This is a genomic window from Xanthomonas sp. LMC-A-07 (assembly GCF_030208825.1).
Taxonomy (GTDB): domain Bacteria; phylum Pseudomonadota; class Gammaproteobacteria; order Xanthomonadales; family Xanthomonadaceae; genus Xanthomonas; species Xanthomonas campestris.
Genome location: NZ_JARVTF010000014.1, coordinates 136,010 through 150,061, shown reverse-complemented (window position 1 = coordinate 150,061; position 14,052 = coordinate 136,010). Strand labels below are relative to the sequence as shown.

15 protein-coding genes are annotated in these 14,052 nt (G+C 65.7%); 8 read left to right on the top strand and 7 right to left on the bottom strand.

From position 1 onward, the window contains the following. Window positions 1-13: 13 nt before the first annotated feature. Window positions 14-418 carry a Rid family hydrolase gene (locus QRM89_RS15810; RefSeq protein ID WP_103702288.1) on the top strand — a complete coding sequence of 135 codons (405 nt, stop codon included), beginning with the start codon at window positions 14-16 and terminating at the stop codon, window positions 416-418. Window positions 419-466: 48 nt separating this feature from the next. Here the strand turns inward: QRM89_RS15810 and QRM89_RS15805 are convergent, their stop codons facing one another. The 4 genes from QRM89_RS15805 to QRM89_RS15790 form a co-directional block, all read right to left on the bottom strand. After that, window positions 467-1,369 (bottom strand): SDR family oxidoreductase, encoded by a 903-nt coding sequence (locus tag QRM89_RS15805; RefSeq protein WP_285448451.1) that lies wholly within the window; start codon window positions 1,367-1,369, stop codon window positions 467-469. 168 nt (window positions 1,370-1,537) lie between these two features. After that, window positions 1,538-1,912, bottom strand: a complete 375-nt coding sequence (locus QRM89_RS15800; RefSeq protein ID WP_042595786.1) for an Atu4866 domain-containing protein — start codon at window positions 1,910-1,912, stop codon at window positions 1,538-1,540. An 11-nt stretch (window positions 1,913-1,923) separates the two neighbouring features. Further along, window positions 1,924-2,469, bottom strand: coding sequence for a nuclear transport factor 2 family protein (locus QRM89_RS15795; protein ID WP_285448450.1), 546 nt, complete (start codon window positions 2,467-2,469; stop codon window positions 1,924-1,926). A gap of 17 nt (window positions 2,470-2,486) precedes the next feature. Then, window positions 2,487-3,557: an aldo/keto reductase gene (locus QRM89_RS15790; protein ID WP_285448449.1), complete on the bottom strand. Its 1,071-nt coding sequence runs from the start codon at window positions 3,555-3,557 to the stop codon at window positions 2,487-2,489. 424 nt (window positions 3,558-3,981) lie between these two features. On the opposite strand from QRM89_RS15790, the gene QRM89_RS15785 reads away from it, so the two are divergent. From QRM89_RS15785 to QRM89_RS15770, 4 genes are all read left to right on the top strand, one after another. Continuing rightward, window positions 3,982-4,968 carry a LysR family transcriptional regulator gene (locus QRM89_RS15785; protein ID WP_285448448.1) on the top strand — a complete coding sequence of 329 codons (987 nt, stop codon included), beginning with the start codon at window positions 3,982-3,984 and terminating at the stop codon, window positions 4,966-4,968. Between the two features lie 343 nt (window positions 4,969-5,311). Further along, window positions 5,312-6,481, top strand: coding sequence for a hypothetical protein (locus QRM89_RS15780; RefSeq protein WP_042595178.1), 1,170 nt, complete (start codon window positions 5,312-5,314; stop codon window positions 6,479-6,481). Window positions 6,482-6,490: 9 nt separating this feature from the next. Next, window positions 6,491-6,919 carry a phosphate ABC transporter substrate-binding protein gene (locus tag QRM89_RS15775; protein WP_042595180.1) on the top strand — a complete coding sequence of 143 codons (429 nt, stop codon included), beginning with the start codon at window positions 6,491-6,493 and terminating at the stop codon, window positions 6,917-6,919. Beyond that, window positions 6,916-9,036, top strand: a complete 2,121-nt coding sequence (locus QRM89_RS15770) for a methyl-accepting chemotaxis protein (protein WP_285448447.1) — start codon at window positions 6,916-6,918, stop codon at window positions 9,034-9,036. Before QRM89_RS15775 ends, QRM89_RS15770 begins: the two co-directional genes overlap by 4 nt. Window positions 9,037-9,263: 227 nt before the next feature. Here the strand turns inward: QRM89_RS15770 and QRM89_RS15765 are convergent, their stop codons facing one another. Continuing rightward, complete coding sequence (locus QRM89_RS15765; RefSeq protein ID WP_285448446.1) at window positions 9,264-9,782, bottom strand: hypothetical protein; 519 nt, start codon at window positions 9,780-9,782, stop codon at window positions 9,264-9,266. A gap of 223 nt (window positions 9,783-10,005) precedes the next feature. Between QRM89_RS15765 and QRM89_RS15760 the strand changes: the two genes are divergently transcribed. Continuing rightward, complete coding sequence (locus QRM89_RS15760; protein WP_119958927.1) at window positions 10,006-10,482, top strand: hotdog fold domain-containing protein; 477 nt, start codon at window positions 10,006-10,008, stop codon at window positions 10,480-10,482. Between the two features lie 40 nt (window positions 10,483-10,522). Here QRM89_RS15760 and QRM89_RS15755 read toward each other — a convergent pair whose 3' ends face one another. After that, on the bottom strand, window positions 10,523-11,398 hold the full coding sequence (locus tag QRM89_RS15755) for a LysR substrate-binding domain-containing protein (RefSeq protein ID WP_285448501.1): 876 nt from the start codon (window positions 11,396-11,398) through the stop codon (window positions 10,523-10,525). A gap of 104 nt (window positions 11,399-11,502) precedes the next feature. On the opposite strand from QRM89_RS15755, the gene QRM89_RS15750 reads away from it, so the two are divergent. Together QRM89_RS15750 and QRM89_RS15745 are read left to right on the top strand one after the other, a co-directional pair. Beyond that, the gene (locus tag QRM89_RS15750; RefSeq protein WP_285448445.1) at window positions 11,503-12,438 is read left to right on the top strand and encodes an NADP-dependent oxidoreductase; all 936 of its coding nucleotides are present in this window, start codon (window positions 11,503-11,505) and stop codon (window positions 12,436-12,438) included. Window positions 12,439-12,487: 49 nt separating this feature from the next. Beyond that, complete coding sequence (locus QRM89_RS15745; RefSeq protein ID WP_285448444.1) at window positions 12,488-13,357, top strand: NmrA family NAD(P)-binding protein; 870 nt, start codon at window positions 12,488-12,490, stop codon at window positions 13,355-13,357. Between the two features lie 91 nt (window positions 13,358-13,448). Here the strand turns inward: QRM89_RS15745 and QRM89_RS15740 are convergent, their stop codons facing one another. Further along, the gene (locus QRM89_RS15740) at window positions 13,449-13,925 is read right to left on the bottom strand and encodes a hypothetical protein (RefSeq protein ID WP_285448443.1); all 477 of its coding nucleotides are present in this window, start codon (window positions 13,923-13,925) and stop codon (window positions 13,449-13,451) included. Between the last annotated feature and the right edge of the window lie 127 nt (window positions 13,926-14,052).

Below are 14,052 nucleotides of genomic sequence, written 5' to 3'. Positions count from 1 at the left end.
CAGGAGAATCCCCATGGCAACACGTGACGCTGTTTTCCCCGCAGGCCGTCAGGCGCTGTATGAGCGCAACCGCTACTCGCCCGCCCTCCGTGCGGAGGGCCTGCTGTTTGTCTCCGGCCAGGTCGGCAGCCGCGACGATGGCTCGCCCGAACCCGACCTGGACGCCCAGATCGCACGGGCGTTTTCCAACCTCGACGCGGTGCTCGCCGCGGCGGGCTGCACGCGGGACGACGTCATCGACGTCACCTGGTTCATGGTCGACCCGGACACCATCTTCGACGCCGTGTTCAAGCAGTGGGCCACGCACTGGGGCCCGCCGCCCTACCCGACCGTCACCGCCGTTGGCGTGACCTGGCTGTACGGCTTCCAGTTCGAGATCAAGGTGATTGCCAAGCTGCCGGAGCAGGTGGCGGCGTGATCGCAAATGCAGGGGCCGCGTATGGCGGCCCCTGCATCTTCTCAGCGCTCAGGATGTTGGCGGCTGCGTTGCCACCTTGCGCAAGCGCTCCATGCCCATGATGCGGAACACGCGCTCGGTCTGCGCCTCCACCACGGCATTGATTGCCTCGGCACCGTAATCGGCAAAATCCACGGTGATTCGCAGTGGTTTGGTACCTACCGGCAACGCCAGTACGCGGGCAATCGCATCGGCCACCGCCTGCACCGGCGCCGGCTGCGCATCGCGGAACAACCGGCGCAGGCCGGGCGAATAGTTGTCGAATTCCGGCTGCACGGCGGCGTAGCCGTCCACCGCCTGGGTGTCTTGCGGATGCACCGCGGTCTGGAAGTGCGAGGTGCCGTCCATGAACGTGCCGGGCATGACGATGACGGTTTCGATGCCCAGCGGCTGCACTTCGTAGGCGGTCGTTTCGGCCACTGCATCGAGTGCATATTTGCCGGCAACGTACGGCATCATGAATGGCGCAACGATGCGGGTGATGGTGCTGCCCACATACAGCAAGGTGCCGTGGCCCTGCTTGCGCAGCTGCGGCAATGCGGCGCGATTGAGCCGATGGGCGCCCACCGCGTTGGTGTTGAAACTGTCGGCCAACTGCTCGGCAGTGAACCCTTCTGCCATGCCGATATACAGATGCGCCGCGTTATGGATCACCACATCCAGATGGCCGTGCTCGGCCACCACCTGTTCCACCGCGCGCTGGCAGGACGCCTCGCTGTCGATGTCCATGTCCACCACCCGCACCTGCGCGGCGTGCGCACGTGCGTAGTCTTCCAGCGCATGCCGGCGTTCCTTGCTGCGCCCGTCGGGGTCGCGCACGCCGGCATACACCACATAGCCCGCGCGCATGAGCGTTTGCGCCGTGAGCAGGCCCATGCCCGATCCGGATCCTGAAATCAGCACTGTCTTCATGTTGTCTCCGATGCAATGACGCCTCCGGATTGCGCGCAGGCTTTGCCACCGGCGCGGAGGCGAAGGCCGGAGCAGAGATTCAACGGTGCGTTGCGCTGCGGGTTGAAGCGGTGTGTCTGGTCACGCACGCTGCAGTGGCATTCCACACTGCAGCGCTGTGTGGCTTCGTTACTCGCCAGTTTCGCGATAGAACACCATGCCACCGTGATGCAGTTCATCGGCGGTGACGAACGTGCCATCGGCGGTGAAGCCGGTGTCGTCCCAATACTGGATCCGATTGCCTTCCACTTCATAGCGGCCTTGATAGGCACTCTTGCGTGTGCCGCGGGCCTCGTCGTAGCGGCCGGTGGGCAGCAGTTCCTGCCGGATACGGCCGTCACCGGTGACCCACATGCCCAAGTACGGATGGTGTTGCATGACATGCTCCGAAGGAGAAGAAGAGGCTGCGCTGTTGACGCCGGATGCATCGCCGCGCCATGCGCTGGTGGGCTCGCACAGCACGGCAGCGCCGGCGCCGATGGCCACCGCAACAGCGAGCTGCATCCGGGTATCGTTCATGGGCTGCCCGCGCTTGCAGCCGTGTCCGGGATGCGTTGCAACACATCGGTGTAGTGCGGCAGATCCAGGAAGGCGTTGACCTCCACCACTTTGTCGTCGCGCATCCGCATGATCCACGCATAACGATTGCGGTACGGGACGCCATCGCGCGCGGTGGCCGCGCCTTCCCATTGCACGATCACATGCGCGCCATCGGCCCACAGCTGCCAGTGCAGCGGCCGCAGCGGCGTGGACAGGCGGCTGGCCAACGGGCGCACCGCTTTATCGACCAGCGCGTCGCGCCCATGCACGGTGCCGGCGAACGGGCCGGAGCCTTCGATGGTCCAGGTGACGTCGCTGGCCAGCAGCGTGTCGAACAACCCGCTGCCGCCGGCCGCCCACTGCTTGAACGCGGTATCGACCAGCTGCTTGTTGTGCGCAGCCATGCGCGAGGTGTCGTGCTGTGCGGCTGCGGCGGGGGCGGCCACGCTGGCCGCCTGTGCGCCGGGCAGCCACAGCACGGCCGCCAGCAGGACGGCAGGCAATGCGGTGTGTCTGCTCATGTGCGGTACTCCTGTGCTCAACGGCGCAGCTGCACGCTGCCGGTGCCGTAGATGAGTTGCTGCGCCATCGGCCGGCCGATGAAACGCTCGGGAAAGATCGGTGCCGGCGCGCTGGCGTCATCCAACCGCTGCAGTTGCGCATCGCTGAACGTCAGGCCGAGTGCACCGAAGTTGTCCAGCGCCTGCTCCAGCGTGCGCGCGCCCATCACTGGCGCAACCACCGCCGGGTTGCGCAAGGTCCACGCCAATGCGACCTGCGAGCGTGAGGCACCCAGTTCGTCGGCGATCTCGCCCACCACATCGGCGATGTCCAGCGAGCGCGCGTTGAGATGCCCGGTGGAGGCAATCACGCCCTTGCGGCTGGCAGCCACCTCCGCGCCGTTCTCGTCGGAGAGATCTGCGCGCGTGTACTTGCCGGTGAGAATGCCGCCGCCCTGCGGCGACCAGGGCATGACACCCAAGCCCAACTCACGCGCCATCGGCATCAGCTCATGCTCGACCGTGCGTTCGACCAGGCTGTACTCGATCTGCAGGGCCACCAACGGCGACCAGCCACGCAGGTCCGCCAGCGTCTGCAGCTGCGCCACGCGCCAGGCCGGCGTGTTGCAGATGCCCAGGTACAGCACCTTGCCGGCACGCACCAGATCATCCAGCGCGCGCATCACTTCATCCGGCGCGGTGGTGAAGTCCCAGGCGTGCAGGTACAACAGGTCGATGCGGTCGGTGGCGAGCTGGCGCAGGCTGGTTTCCACCGAGCGCATCAGGTTGAGCCGGTGATTGCCACCGGAATTGATGTTGCCCGGGTCGCGCGCCATGGTGAACTTGGTCGCCACCACCACACGCTCGCGCTTGTCGGCGATCAGCCGGCCCAGCATGCGTTCGGATTCACCGTTGGTGTAGTTCACCGCGGTGTCGATGAAGTTGCCGCCACGCTCGACATACGCATCGAAGATGCGCGTGGCGTCGGTTTCATCGGCACCCCAGCCCCATTCCTTGCCGAAGGTCATCGTGCCCAGTGCCAGCGGCGAGACGCGCAGACCGGAGCGGCCGAGCAAGCGATACTGATCCAGAGACGTTGCGTGCTGCATAGGAAATTCCTCCTGTTGAAGTAACGCGCGGTACTGCACTGCGCTGGGGAACACTGTGCTGCAGGCGTGCGCGGGGCCGGTAGCCGCATCCTCCGCAATCCTTGCCTGATCCGCCGAGCGCACAACCGGCCGCTCCACCGTGGCAGGCGCGACCGCATCGTATGCGCGCAACCACATCAGCGCGACCAACCTTTGCATCGCCGCGTTGTGGACACCCAGCACGGCCGATGGCGCTGCGCACCGCCGCAGAGGCCGCAGGCCAGCGCTGTCTTCGCCCACACGTGATGCGCACAGCGACATCAAACGATCTCAGCGGTAGGTGCTGGTCGCCCGCACGTGGCATCACTGCAGAGCAGCGCAAGAGTGCCGTTGCAGCGGCTAGGATGGAACTGACAAAACATGCCCAGCCGCCGGAAAAATTTTTATGAGCCATGACATCGCCTGGGAAGATCAACGCACCTTCCTGGCGGTTCTCGATACCGGCAGTCTCTCGGCTGCCGCGCGCCAGCTGGGCGTTGCACAGCCCACCGTGCGTGCACGCATCGCTTCGCTTGAAGCCGCGCTGGGCACCACCTTGTTCACCCGTGCGATCACCGGCCTGATCCCCACCAGCGAAGCGCGCGGGCTGGAAGCGGCGGCCCGCACCATGGCGCGTGCCTCGGCGATGTTCGTGCGGCTGGCGTCTGCACCGCCCGGCCTGGTCGCCGGCACCGTGCGGATCAGCGTGTCGGAGTTTGTTGGCGTCGAAGTCCTGCCGGCGATGCTGGCGCGCTTGCGCCAGGTGCATCCGCATATCGTCACCGAGCTGGTGCTCAGCAACACGCCGGCGGACCTGCTGGAGCAGGAAGTCGATATTGCCGTGCGCATGCAGCCGCCCACGCAAGGTGCGTTGGTGGCACGCAAGGTCGGTGCGATCGCCCTGGGCTTGTTTGCGCACCGCGATTACATCGCGCGCCGCGGCGTGCCGGCCACGGTGGAGGCACTGCTCGAACACGAGCTCATCGGCCCCGATCGCAACCGCGCCGACCTGAGCCTGGCCCGCGCCCTGCATCCGCACCTGCTGCGTGACCGCCTGGCCACCCGCACCGACAGCCACCCTGCGCAACTTGCGCTCGCACGTGCCGGCCTGGGCATCGCCATTGCGCAATGCCCGACCGCCCAGGCAGACCCATGCCTGGTGCAGGTGCTGCCCGAGGTCGCACTGCCCGCACTTACCACCTGGATCGTGACCCACGAAGACCTGCGCGATGTGCCACGCATCCGCGCCACCTTCAATCATCTGGTCACCGCGTTCGAACGCTATCTGGCAACGCCGCCACGCGAGGCAGCGGCCGAAGACCGCACCGACCATCCCGTCATGGCAGGCGCGTCGGCATTGCAGGCTGACTGCAGTGTCGTAGCGAGCGGTTGACCCGCACTCACCCTGGCAAGCGTGCCAGCCGCCGAAGCGCAACCCGCAACAGGACAACGCACGGCGGAGACCCGCGTTAGCAGCACCGCGATTTTGCAGTTGGCTGCAAACGTCAGCTTGCAGTCCGCGACTGGAAACGCTTACGGCTCGACACCGGCCGACCATAGCGGCCACCTATCAAATCTGCCTGGAAATCCGTTTTTTAATTCGTACAGCTGAGAGTCGGCAAGCGCGCTCAAGCCAGCCGCATAGCGGCCGCTACTGGGGAGCGCAAGCATACAAGTGCTTACTTTTTGTGCGCCCACTGGCGCCGCGTCCACCGCAACTCTCAGCTGAGACCTCAATGAAATTCACCGTCAAGCTCCTCAGTGCAGCCATCGCACTGACGTCGTCGACTTGCGCCTACGCGCAGCAGGAATCGATGTTTTCCTTCAGCGGTTTCGGCACGCTCGGCGTGGTGCACTCCACCGAAGATCAGGCCGACTTCACCCCCGACATCCAGACCAACGAAGGCGTCGGCGCCAGCCATTCCACCTCGGCGCGTCCGGACTCGCGCATTGCCGGGCAGGTCAACGCCAACTTCACCGACAAGTTCACCGGTGTGCTGCAGGTCACCAGCGAGTACGCCGAGCGCGCCTCGTACTCGCCCAAGGTCACCCTGGCCCATGTGAAGTATCAGTTCGGCCCGCAGTTCTCCGCGCGCCTGGGCCGCATCACCGCGCCGTTGTACATGCTGTCCGAATACCAGCGCGTTGGCTATGCCACGCCGTGGGTGCGCCCGCCGTACGAGGTCTATAACTACCTGTTGCCGATGGATGGCATCGAAGGCGTCTACACCATCAATGCTGGCGAAAGCGTGGTGAGCGTGCAGGGCTTCTACGGCCGCATCGATTCCAAGAAGGCCGACGTCAACGCGATGCGTGGCCTGGCCATTGGCCTGGAAACTGGGGCATCGACGTTCCGTGCCGGCTATATCGTGGGCAAGAGCAATTTCGACACCCCGTCGCTGGAGCGGCTGTTCTCGGTGTATCAGCGCATCAATCCCGCACTGGCCGACCGCCTCACCACCTATGACGTGGACGGCAGCTTCGCCAGCGTGGGCTACGCCTACGATCCGGGCAGCTGGTTCCTGCGCAGTGAAGTCATCCGCGCCGACTATTCGCCCTCGCTCAATGGCAAGACCACCTCCGGCTATCTCAGCGTTGGCGGCCGTTTCGGCACGCTCACGCCCTCGCTCACCTATGCAAATGTCGACCGCAAGGGCCCGACCATTGCACCGGGCCAGGACCCGATCGGCGTGATGACCAATGCACTGGCGCAGGCCGAGAGCGGCCGTCACAGCTACACCGCCTCGTTGCGCTGGGACGCGCGTGAGAGCGTCGCCTTCAAGCTGCAGGCCAGCCATATCGACAACAACGCAGGCTCCTTCGGATCGTTGAACAACATCCAGCCGGGCTTCCGCCCGGGCGGCAGCTACAACTTGCTGTCCGCATCCGTCGACTTCGTTTTCTAAGAGAGCCCCATGAAGATTTCCACGTGTTTTGCAGCGTCGACGCTTGCCCTGCTGTCGCTGGTCGCCTTCTGCGCCCAGGCCGATGTGGTGGTGGTGATGTCGGCCAAGGGTGGCCCGGACAGCTTGAGCCAGGCGCAGGTGTCGCAGATCTTTCTGGCCAAGTCCAACAGCTTGCCCGGCGGCGGCCAGGCCGTGCCGATCGACCAGGAAGAAGGCGTGCCGGTGCGCGATGAGTTCTACAAGAAGGTCGCCGCGCGCGACTCCGCGCAGCTGAAATCGTATTGGTCGCAGCTGATGTTCACAGGCAAGGCGCAGCGCCCCAAGCGGGTCAGCGGCGATGACGCGGTGAAAAAGGCCGTGGCCGCCACGCCCGGTGCCATCGGTTACATCAGCGCCGGCGCTGTCGATGCCAGCGTCAAGGTCGTCCTGAAACCGTGATCGCCCACTTGCGCGAGAGTTCCGTCATGAAACGCATTCTGTCGCTGCCGTTGTTCTGGAAAATCCTGATGCCGGCCGCGGTGGCGATCGCCTGCCTGTGCAGCTACGTCGCCTTCAGTACCGTGGTTTTCCACCGCAACAACGACCGCCTGGAAGCGGTGCGGGATGTGCATTTCCCGATTCTCGACGCAATGACGCGCAACGTGGCTGCGCTGGACAAACTCATCAACGGCCTCAATGGCGCTGCCGCTGCTGGCGATGCCGACATGCTGCAGGCCACCCAGCCGGTGGCCGATGAGATCCGCAGTTCCTACGCCAAGCTGCAGAAATCCGACCCCAGCCACGCGCAGGAACTGGCGCGGTTGGGCAAGGAATTCGACCAGTACTACGCGCTCGCGCACGCGGTGGCGTTGGCCTTTGTCGAGCAACGCGAGCCCGATACCACGCAGATGGAGGGCATGGCACCGGCGCTGGAAACCTATCGCAATGACCTCACCGCCATGCAGAAACGCGCCGATGCGCGCTTCCGCAGCACGGTGCAGGAAGCGGTGGACAGCTCGGTGGCCGCCAGCATCGGCGGCCTGGTGGTCGGTGTGGGTGGCGCCATCGTCTGCCTGCTGTTCGGCTGGATGGTGGGCCGTGCCATCACCCAACCGCTGCAGCGGGCAATCGGCATTGCGCGTGCGGTGTCGTCCGGGCAACTGGAAAACGCCATCCTGGTCGACCGCAACGATGAAGTGGGCGAACTGTTGCAGGCGATGGACAGCATGCAGCGTCAGCTGCGCCGCGTGATCCAGGCGCAGACGGACATGGGCAGCCAGCACGAAGCCGGTCTGGTCAGCCACCGCATTGCCGAGCATGAGTTTCCCGGCGAGTTCGGCAGCATGGTCAAAGCCAGCAACGAGCTGGTGGCCGGCCATATCGCGGTCACCATGCGTATCGTTGCACTGACCGAACGCTATGCCGCCGGTGATCTGTCGCAGCAGCTGGAACAGCTGCCCGGCGAACGCGCGGTGATCAGCCAGTCGATCAACGATGTGCGGCGCAGCCTGCTGTCCATCAATGGCGAGATCAAGCGCCTGGCAGCGGCGGCCGCCGCGGGCGATTTCAGCGCACGCGGCGACGAGCAGACTTTCGAGCACGACTTCCGCCAGATCATCGTCGACCTCAACCAGCTGATGGGCACTTCCGATCGCAATCTGGGCGAGGTGTCGCAGCTGTTGCAAGCCATTGCCAGCGGCGATCTCACCGTGCGCATGCAGGGCGCGTCGGCGGGTGTGTTCGCGCGCATACGCAACGATGCCAACAGCACGGTCGATCGGCTGACCGACATCGTTGGGCGCATCCAGCAGTCGTCGTCGGAAATCGACAGCGCCGCCGGCGAAATTGCCGCTGGCAATCAGGACCTGTCGCGCCGCACCGAGCAACAGGCGGCCAATCTGGAAGAAACCGCCGCCTCCATGGAAGAGCTCACCGCTACGGTGAAACAGAATGCCGAGCATGCACGCCTGGCCAACGACCTGGCGAAAAGCGCCGCGTCGGTGGCTTCGCAAGGTGGCGACGTGGTGAGCCAGGTGGTCACCACCATGTCCGGTATCGAAGTGTCATCGAAGAAGATCGCCGAGATCATCAGCGTCATCGATGGCATCGCGTTCCAGACCAATATCCTGGCCTTGAATGCGGCGGTGGAAGCAGCGCGCGCGGGCGAACAGGGCCGCGGCTTCGCGGTGGTGGCCTCGGAAGTGCGCACGCTGGCACAACGCTCGTCAGGCGCAGCCAAGGAGATCAAGGAATTGATTGACGCGTCGGTGGGCAAGGTGGCCGAAGGCTCGGCGCTGGTGCACAAGGCCGGCAGCACCATGACCGACATCGTGGCCAGCGTGAACCGTGTCACCGGCATCATGGCGCAGATCACCGCGGCCAGCAGTGAGCAGTCCGCAGGCATCGAGCAGGTCAACCAGACCGTGATCCAGATGGATGAAACCACCCAGCAGAATGCGGCGCTGGTGGAAGAAGCCATGGCGGCGGCACGCGCGATGGAAAAGCAGGCCGGTGCATTGACGCAACTGGTCTCGCTGTTTCAGCTGGAAAAAGCGCTGCACGCCCAAGCAGCCTGACGCCAACGGGCAGCGCGTACTGCGTGCTGCCCGTTGCTTGCGTCATCGCCATGCAACGCACTGCGATGGCTCTGTGGATTCGGTGCACTGTGTCGTCAGACACACGCATTGCCCAGCGCTTTGTTCGTGAGTCAACACCGCTGACGCAACTTCAAGCACGCACTGTACGTCTACATGCCTGCTGCCTACGCAACCAGATCACGCAGCAACAGCGCACGCGCCCAGATTTACACACGCACCTCGGGCCGCCACGGCGCGGGCTCGGCAAGCAAGCGCGCCGCCACATCGCTCACGTGGTTGAAGCGATGCCGCTGGATGGCATAGATCACCCCCAGCAAGACCGTAAATGCCAGCACTGGCAGCGGCACCACCGGCAGCGCCTGGACGAGCATCAGCGCCACCCACAGCATGCTCCAGTTGCACAGGCCCACGATGCGGATTTCGCGATCGCGCTTGTCCACGACCACCACGCCACGCATCACCGGTGCGTAGTTCGGCTTGAGGCGCATCCACACGCTTTCACGAAACGCACTGCTTGTTTCCGACAGCGGGTGGAACACCAGCGGCGCCCACGCGGAGTCATCCAGCGTCATCTCGATGCGGCCCAACGGGAAGTGCGCCAGCGCCGTTGCGGTGGCCGGGATGCGCCGCACGTACAGGGGCACGCCCCAGCGGCAGTACCAGCGGTTCCAGCACAGCATCAGCACCGCTTCGATCAACAGCAGCGCGATCAGCACGTACAGCATGGGTCCGTCCTGTGTGTGGTCCGGGCGGACCGTGTCCTGAGCATGCCTGAGCACTGGGCGCCCGTGCGGCTGCACCAGGCGGTGGCAGCGCAACGCTCACCGCTGCACCGGCTGGCGTACACCTGCACAGCCGGATCGGGCGGCGCTGCGTGGCGCTTGCAGTGGCCACCATACTGCATGGTATGTTTCGACCACCCGACCCCGCACACGGCGAACGCAGCACATGGCCACGCAATCGCAGACCCTCGACATCTGGACACGGCTAAGCCCGCTGCCTGCTGGCAAATGGCTGTTTTCCCGGCTGCTGTGCCTGAAGGCGCCCTACTTCGGCTCGATCTCCCCGCGCTTCGAAGTGCTGCGCGCCGGCCAGTGCGTGGTGGCCGTGCGCAAGCGGCGCAAGGTGCTGAACCACATCGGCACCGTGCATGCGATCGCCATGTGCAACGCGGCCGAACTGGCCGGCGGCACCATGACCGAGGTGACCGTGCCCGCCACGCATCGCTGGATCCCGCGCGGCATGGACGTGCAGTACCTCAAGAAAGCCACGACCGCGGTGGTGGCCGAAGCCCGCCCGCTCGACCCGTCGCCCACCTTCGATGTGGCCAGGGAGTACCCGGTTGAAGTGCTGATCAAGGACACCGCCGGAGACACCGTCTTCCGTGCGGTGATTGCGATGTGGGTGTCGCCGAAGAAAGCGTAGCCACAGGCCGCCACGCCGCTGCACGCGCCACCCGCAATCGTCAGCCCTGCAACACCAGCGACCCCTCCGGGTAGCGCGCACACAGAAAGTCCACGAACGCGCGTACCTTGGGCGCGGCCAGCCGCCGCGAGGTGTGCAACACCCACAGCGCCGGCGTCACGCCGGACACCGTTCCCCACTGCACCAGTTCCCCGCGCGCCAGCGGCTGCCAGGCAATGGACTGCGGCAGCAACGCCGCGCCGCCGCCGGCAATGGCCGCATCGCGGATCATCAGGAACGATGAAAACCTCAGACGCGCAATCGGCTCCAGTTCCAGGCGCCCGCCGTCCAGCAGCCAGGTGCCCGGCTGGAAGCCTGTCATCACGATCCCCGGCACCGCGCGTACCGCACCCGGCGCCGGCAGCGGCACGCTCGGCGCGGCCACCACCACCAAACGGTCGTGCGCAAAGCAGCGGCCGACCAGCGCGCTGTCCGGCTTCGGGTTGATCCGGATCGCCACGTCGAACTGTTCGTCCACCAGATCGACCATGCGGTCTTCGGCCACCACGTCGAGGCTGATTTCCGGGTAGGCCGCACAGAAGTCGGCACCGATGTGGCCCATTGCCAGTTGCGAAAACAGCACCGGCGCGGCCACGCGCAGACGCCCGCGCGGTGCGGACAGGCCTTCGCGCGCGGCGGTGAGTGCTTCGGCCACTTCGCCCAGCGGTGCCTCGGTGCGTTCCATCAACAGCTGCCCGGCTTCGGTGAGCTTTAGTCCGCGTGCACTGCGCTCCACCAGCCGTACGCCCAGTTGCTCTTCCAGCTCGGCGATGCGCCGCGACAACGTGGCCTTGGAACGCCCGCTCGCACGGCTGGCCTTTCCCAGGCCCTGGTTGGTGGCAACCAGCGCGAAATCGATCAAGGCATTGAGGTCCACGGTGTTCCAGATTTGAACCAGGGCGTCCACATCCTGGCGTCTTCGTATTGATCACGCAACAGCCTACCGTGGCGTCACCCAATCAACGCACGAGCATCAACGCCATGCAGACCACCCAACGCGCTGTCCTGATCCACGCCTACGGCGATGCCACCGCCGCGCAGCTGGCCACCATCGATCGCCCCACCGCAGGGCCCGGCCAGGTGCTGGTGCAGGTGGGTGCTGCCGGCGTCAACGCGATCGACTGGAAGGTGCGCAGCGGCTACGTGCGCGATGCCTTTCCGCTGCAATTGCCCGCCGTGCTGGGCGCCGAGCTTGCCGGCGTGGTGGTGGCGGTCGGGCCGGGCACCACCCGCTTTCAGGTGGGCGACCGGGTCATGGGCGCGGTTGGCGGGCTGGGCGCCTACGCCGAGTACGTGGCGCTGGACGCCGCCAGGCTCGCCCCCACCCCAGACGGCCTGGACGATGTGCACGCCGCCGCGATCCCGGTGGCCGCGGTGACCGCATGGCAGAGCCTGCGCCACGCCGGGCCGGTGCAGCCCGGCCAGCGCATCCTCATCCACGGCGCTGCCGGCGGTGTGGGCAGTTATGCCGTGCAGTTCGCCAAGCGCGTCGGCGCCCAGGTGTTCGCCACCGCATCCGCCACGCAGCTGGACTACGTGCGCAGCCTCGGCGCCGACCACGTCATCGACTACCGCGCGCAACGTTTCGAAGACATCGCCACCCACATCGACCTGGTGCTCGACTACGTCGGCAACAGCGTGCTCGCAGCCTCCTGGCAGGTGCTGGCGCCGGGCGGCGCCATCGTGAGCACCGCAGCGCCCGACATCGCCGCACACACGCCAGCTGGCCACCGCGGCCTGTGGTTCACCAGTCAGCCCGACGCGGCGCTGCTGCAGCGCCTGGCGCTGGAAGTCGCACAGGGCACGTTGCAGGCGCGCCTGGGCGAGGTGGTGAGCGTTGCCGACCTTCCGCTCGCCATCGAACGCATCCGCACCACCGCGCACAGCGGCAAGGTGGTTGCCGATTTTTCCCGCTGATCCATCCCCCCTTTCGTTTCACCCACACCATCCATCGCAGGAGCGTCACATGAGCATTCTCGTTACCGGTGCCACCGGCACCGTTGGTTCCCTGATCGTGCAAGGCCTGGCCACTGCCGGCGCCGACGTCCATGCCCTGGTTCGCCAGGCGGGCAAGCGCAGCTTCCCGGCCGGCGTCACGGAGGTCGTTGCCGACCTCACCGATGTCGCATCGCTACGCGCCGCACTGCAATCGGTGCGCACGCTGTTCCTGTTGAACGCCGTCACCCCCGACGAAGTGACGCAGGCACTGATCACCTTGAACCTGGCCAAGGAGGCCGGCATCGAGCGCATCGTCTATCTGTCGGTGATCCACGCGGACCTGTTCACCAACGTGCCGCACTTCACCGGCAAACACACGGTCGAACGCATGATCGACCACCACAACCTGCCCGCCACCATTCTGCGGCCCGCCTACTTCATGCAGAACGAAGCCATGGTGCAGCAGACCATCATCGACTACGGCGTGTACCCGATGCCGATCGGCGCGAAGGGCATCGCCATGATCGACGCACGCGACATCGCCGACATCGCCGTTGCCGAACTGCTGCGCCGCGACCGCGCACCGGCCGCACTGGAGCGCGCCACGCTGGAACTGGTCGGCCCGCAGCCCCTGACCGGCGCGGACGCCGCACAGGCCTGGAGCACCGCACTGGGCCGCGAGATTGCCTACGCCGGCGATGATGTGGCCGCCTTCGAAGCCCAGCTCGCCGCGCACGGCCCGGCCTGGATGGCCTACGACATGCGCCTGATGATGGCCGGCATCCAGCAGTTCGGCATGCACGCCGCCGCAGGCACCGTCGACCGCCTGCAGGCCCTCCTCGGCCGCCCACTGCGCAGCTACGCCGACTTCGTGCGCGAAGCCACCACGCAGGCGTGAGTGAACGTATGTGATTGATGTGCGCAAACGCGCGGGGCGATCCCGCGCGTTTGTTTGTCGCGTCTGGCTTGGGCAACTGCTGCCCTGACGGTCACCGCCGTGCCAGACGAACCACTCCCATCACCAAGGGAAACAGCACGCGCCACGCAATTGCAGATACCGCCACCACCAACAGACCAAACAGCGTTGGAAGTACCGCGCCGAACACGAACGTCATTCCCAGCACAAACCCGAACACGTATTCCGCGCGATACGCGGGCACCACCACACTCGCGCCCAGAATGCCCACGAACACCGCCGACGCCGCAGATTCGCTACCCGCAACAAATGCAACCGAGAGCGCAACGCCCGCAACCAGCGCACCGCTCATTCCCATCAGTGCATGCCGCACCACCTGCGATGCACGACGTGCTCGACGCACAACGACGTAGCCAGCCAGCGCACCCAGTGCTGGCAACACCAGCAAACCCCACCAGTTCGAAATCGTCGGCAGGTCCGCACGGTTCAGCAGATGATGGCTCTTGACCCCACCATGCACCTGTTCCCAACCAAGCTGCAGTGCCGCCACCACAACCGCGAGTAGCACAGCCGCCCATTGCACCCAGCGCTCATTCCGTTGCTGCATGTCGTTTCCTCAGACCCGCTGGTTGCCCACAAAGCCGCGCCTACCTGCCACGACCGGTAAGCTGCGTTGA

What these genes read in the sequence shown, in the direction of transcription:
- QRM89_RS15785 (WP_285448448.1), top strand. Translation starts at nt 3,982, where the DNA reads ATGAGCCATGACATCGCCTGGGAAGATCAACGCACCTTCCTGGCGGTT.
- QRM89_RS15800 (WP_042595786.1), bottom strand. Translation starts at nt 1,912, where the DNA reads ATGCAGCTCGCTGTTGCGGTGGCCATCGGCGCCGGCGCTGCCGTGCTG.
- QRM89_RS15780 (WP_042595178.1), top strand. Translation starts at nt 5,312, where the DNA reads ATGAAATTCACCGTCAAGCTCCTCAGTGCAGCCATCGCACTGACGTCG.
- QRM89_RS15775 (WP_042595180.1), top strand. Translation starts at nt 6,491, where the DNA reads ATGAAGATTTCCACGTGTTTTGCAGCGTCGACGCTTGCCCTGCTGTCG.
- QRM89_RS15750 (WP_285448445.1), top strand. Translation starts at nt 11,503, where the DNA reads ATGCAGACCACCCAACGCGCTGTCCTGATCCACGCCTACGGCGATGCC.
- QRM89_RS15765 (WP_285448446.1), bottom strand. Translation starts at nt 9,782, where the DNA reads ATGCTGTACGTGCTGATCGCGCTGCTGTTGATCGAAGCGGTGCTGATG.
- QRM89_RS15760 (WP_119958927.1), top strand. Translation starts at nt 10,006, where the DNA reads ATGGCCACGCAATCGCAGACCCTCGACATCTGGACACGGCTAAGCCCG.
- QRM89_RS15745 (WP_285448444.1), top strand. Translation starts at nt 12,488, where the DNA reads ATGAGCATTCTCGTTACCGGTGCCACCGGCACCGTTGGTTCCCTGATC.
- QRM89_RS15805 (WP_285448451.1), bottom strand. Translation starts at nt 1,369, where the DNA reads ATGAAGACAGTGCTGATTTCAGGATCCGGATCGGGCATGGGCCTGCTC.
- QRM89_RS15790 (WP_285448449.1), bottom strand. Translation starts at nt 3,557, where the DNA reads ATGCAGCACGCAACGTCTCTGGATCAGTATCGCTTGCTCGGCCGCTCC.
- QRM89_RS15795 (WP_285448450.1), bottom strand. Translation starts at nt 2,469, where the DNA reads ATGAGCAGACACACCGCATTGCCTGCCGTCCTGCTGGCGGCCGTGCTG.
- QRM89_RS15810 (WP_103702288.1), top strand. Translation starts at nt 14, where the DNA reads ATGGCAACACGTGACGCTGTTTTCCCCGCAGGCCGTCAGGCGCTGTAT.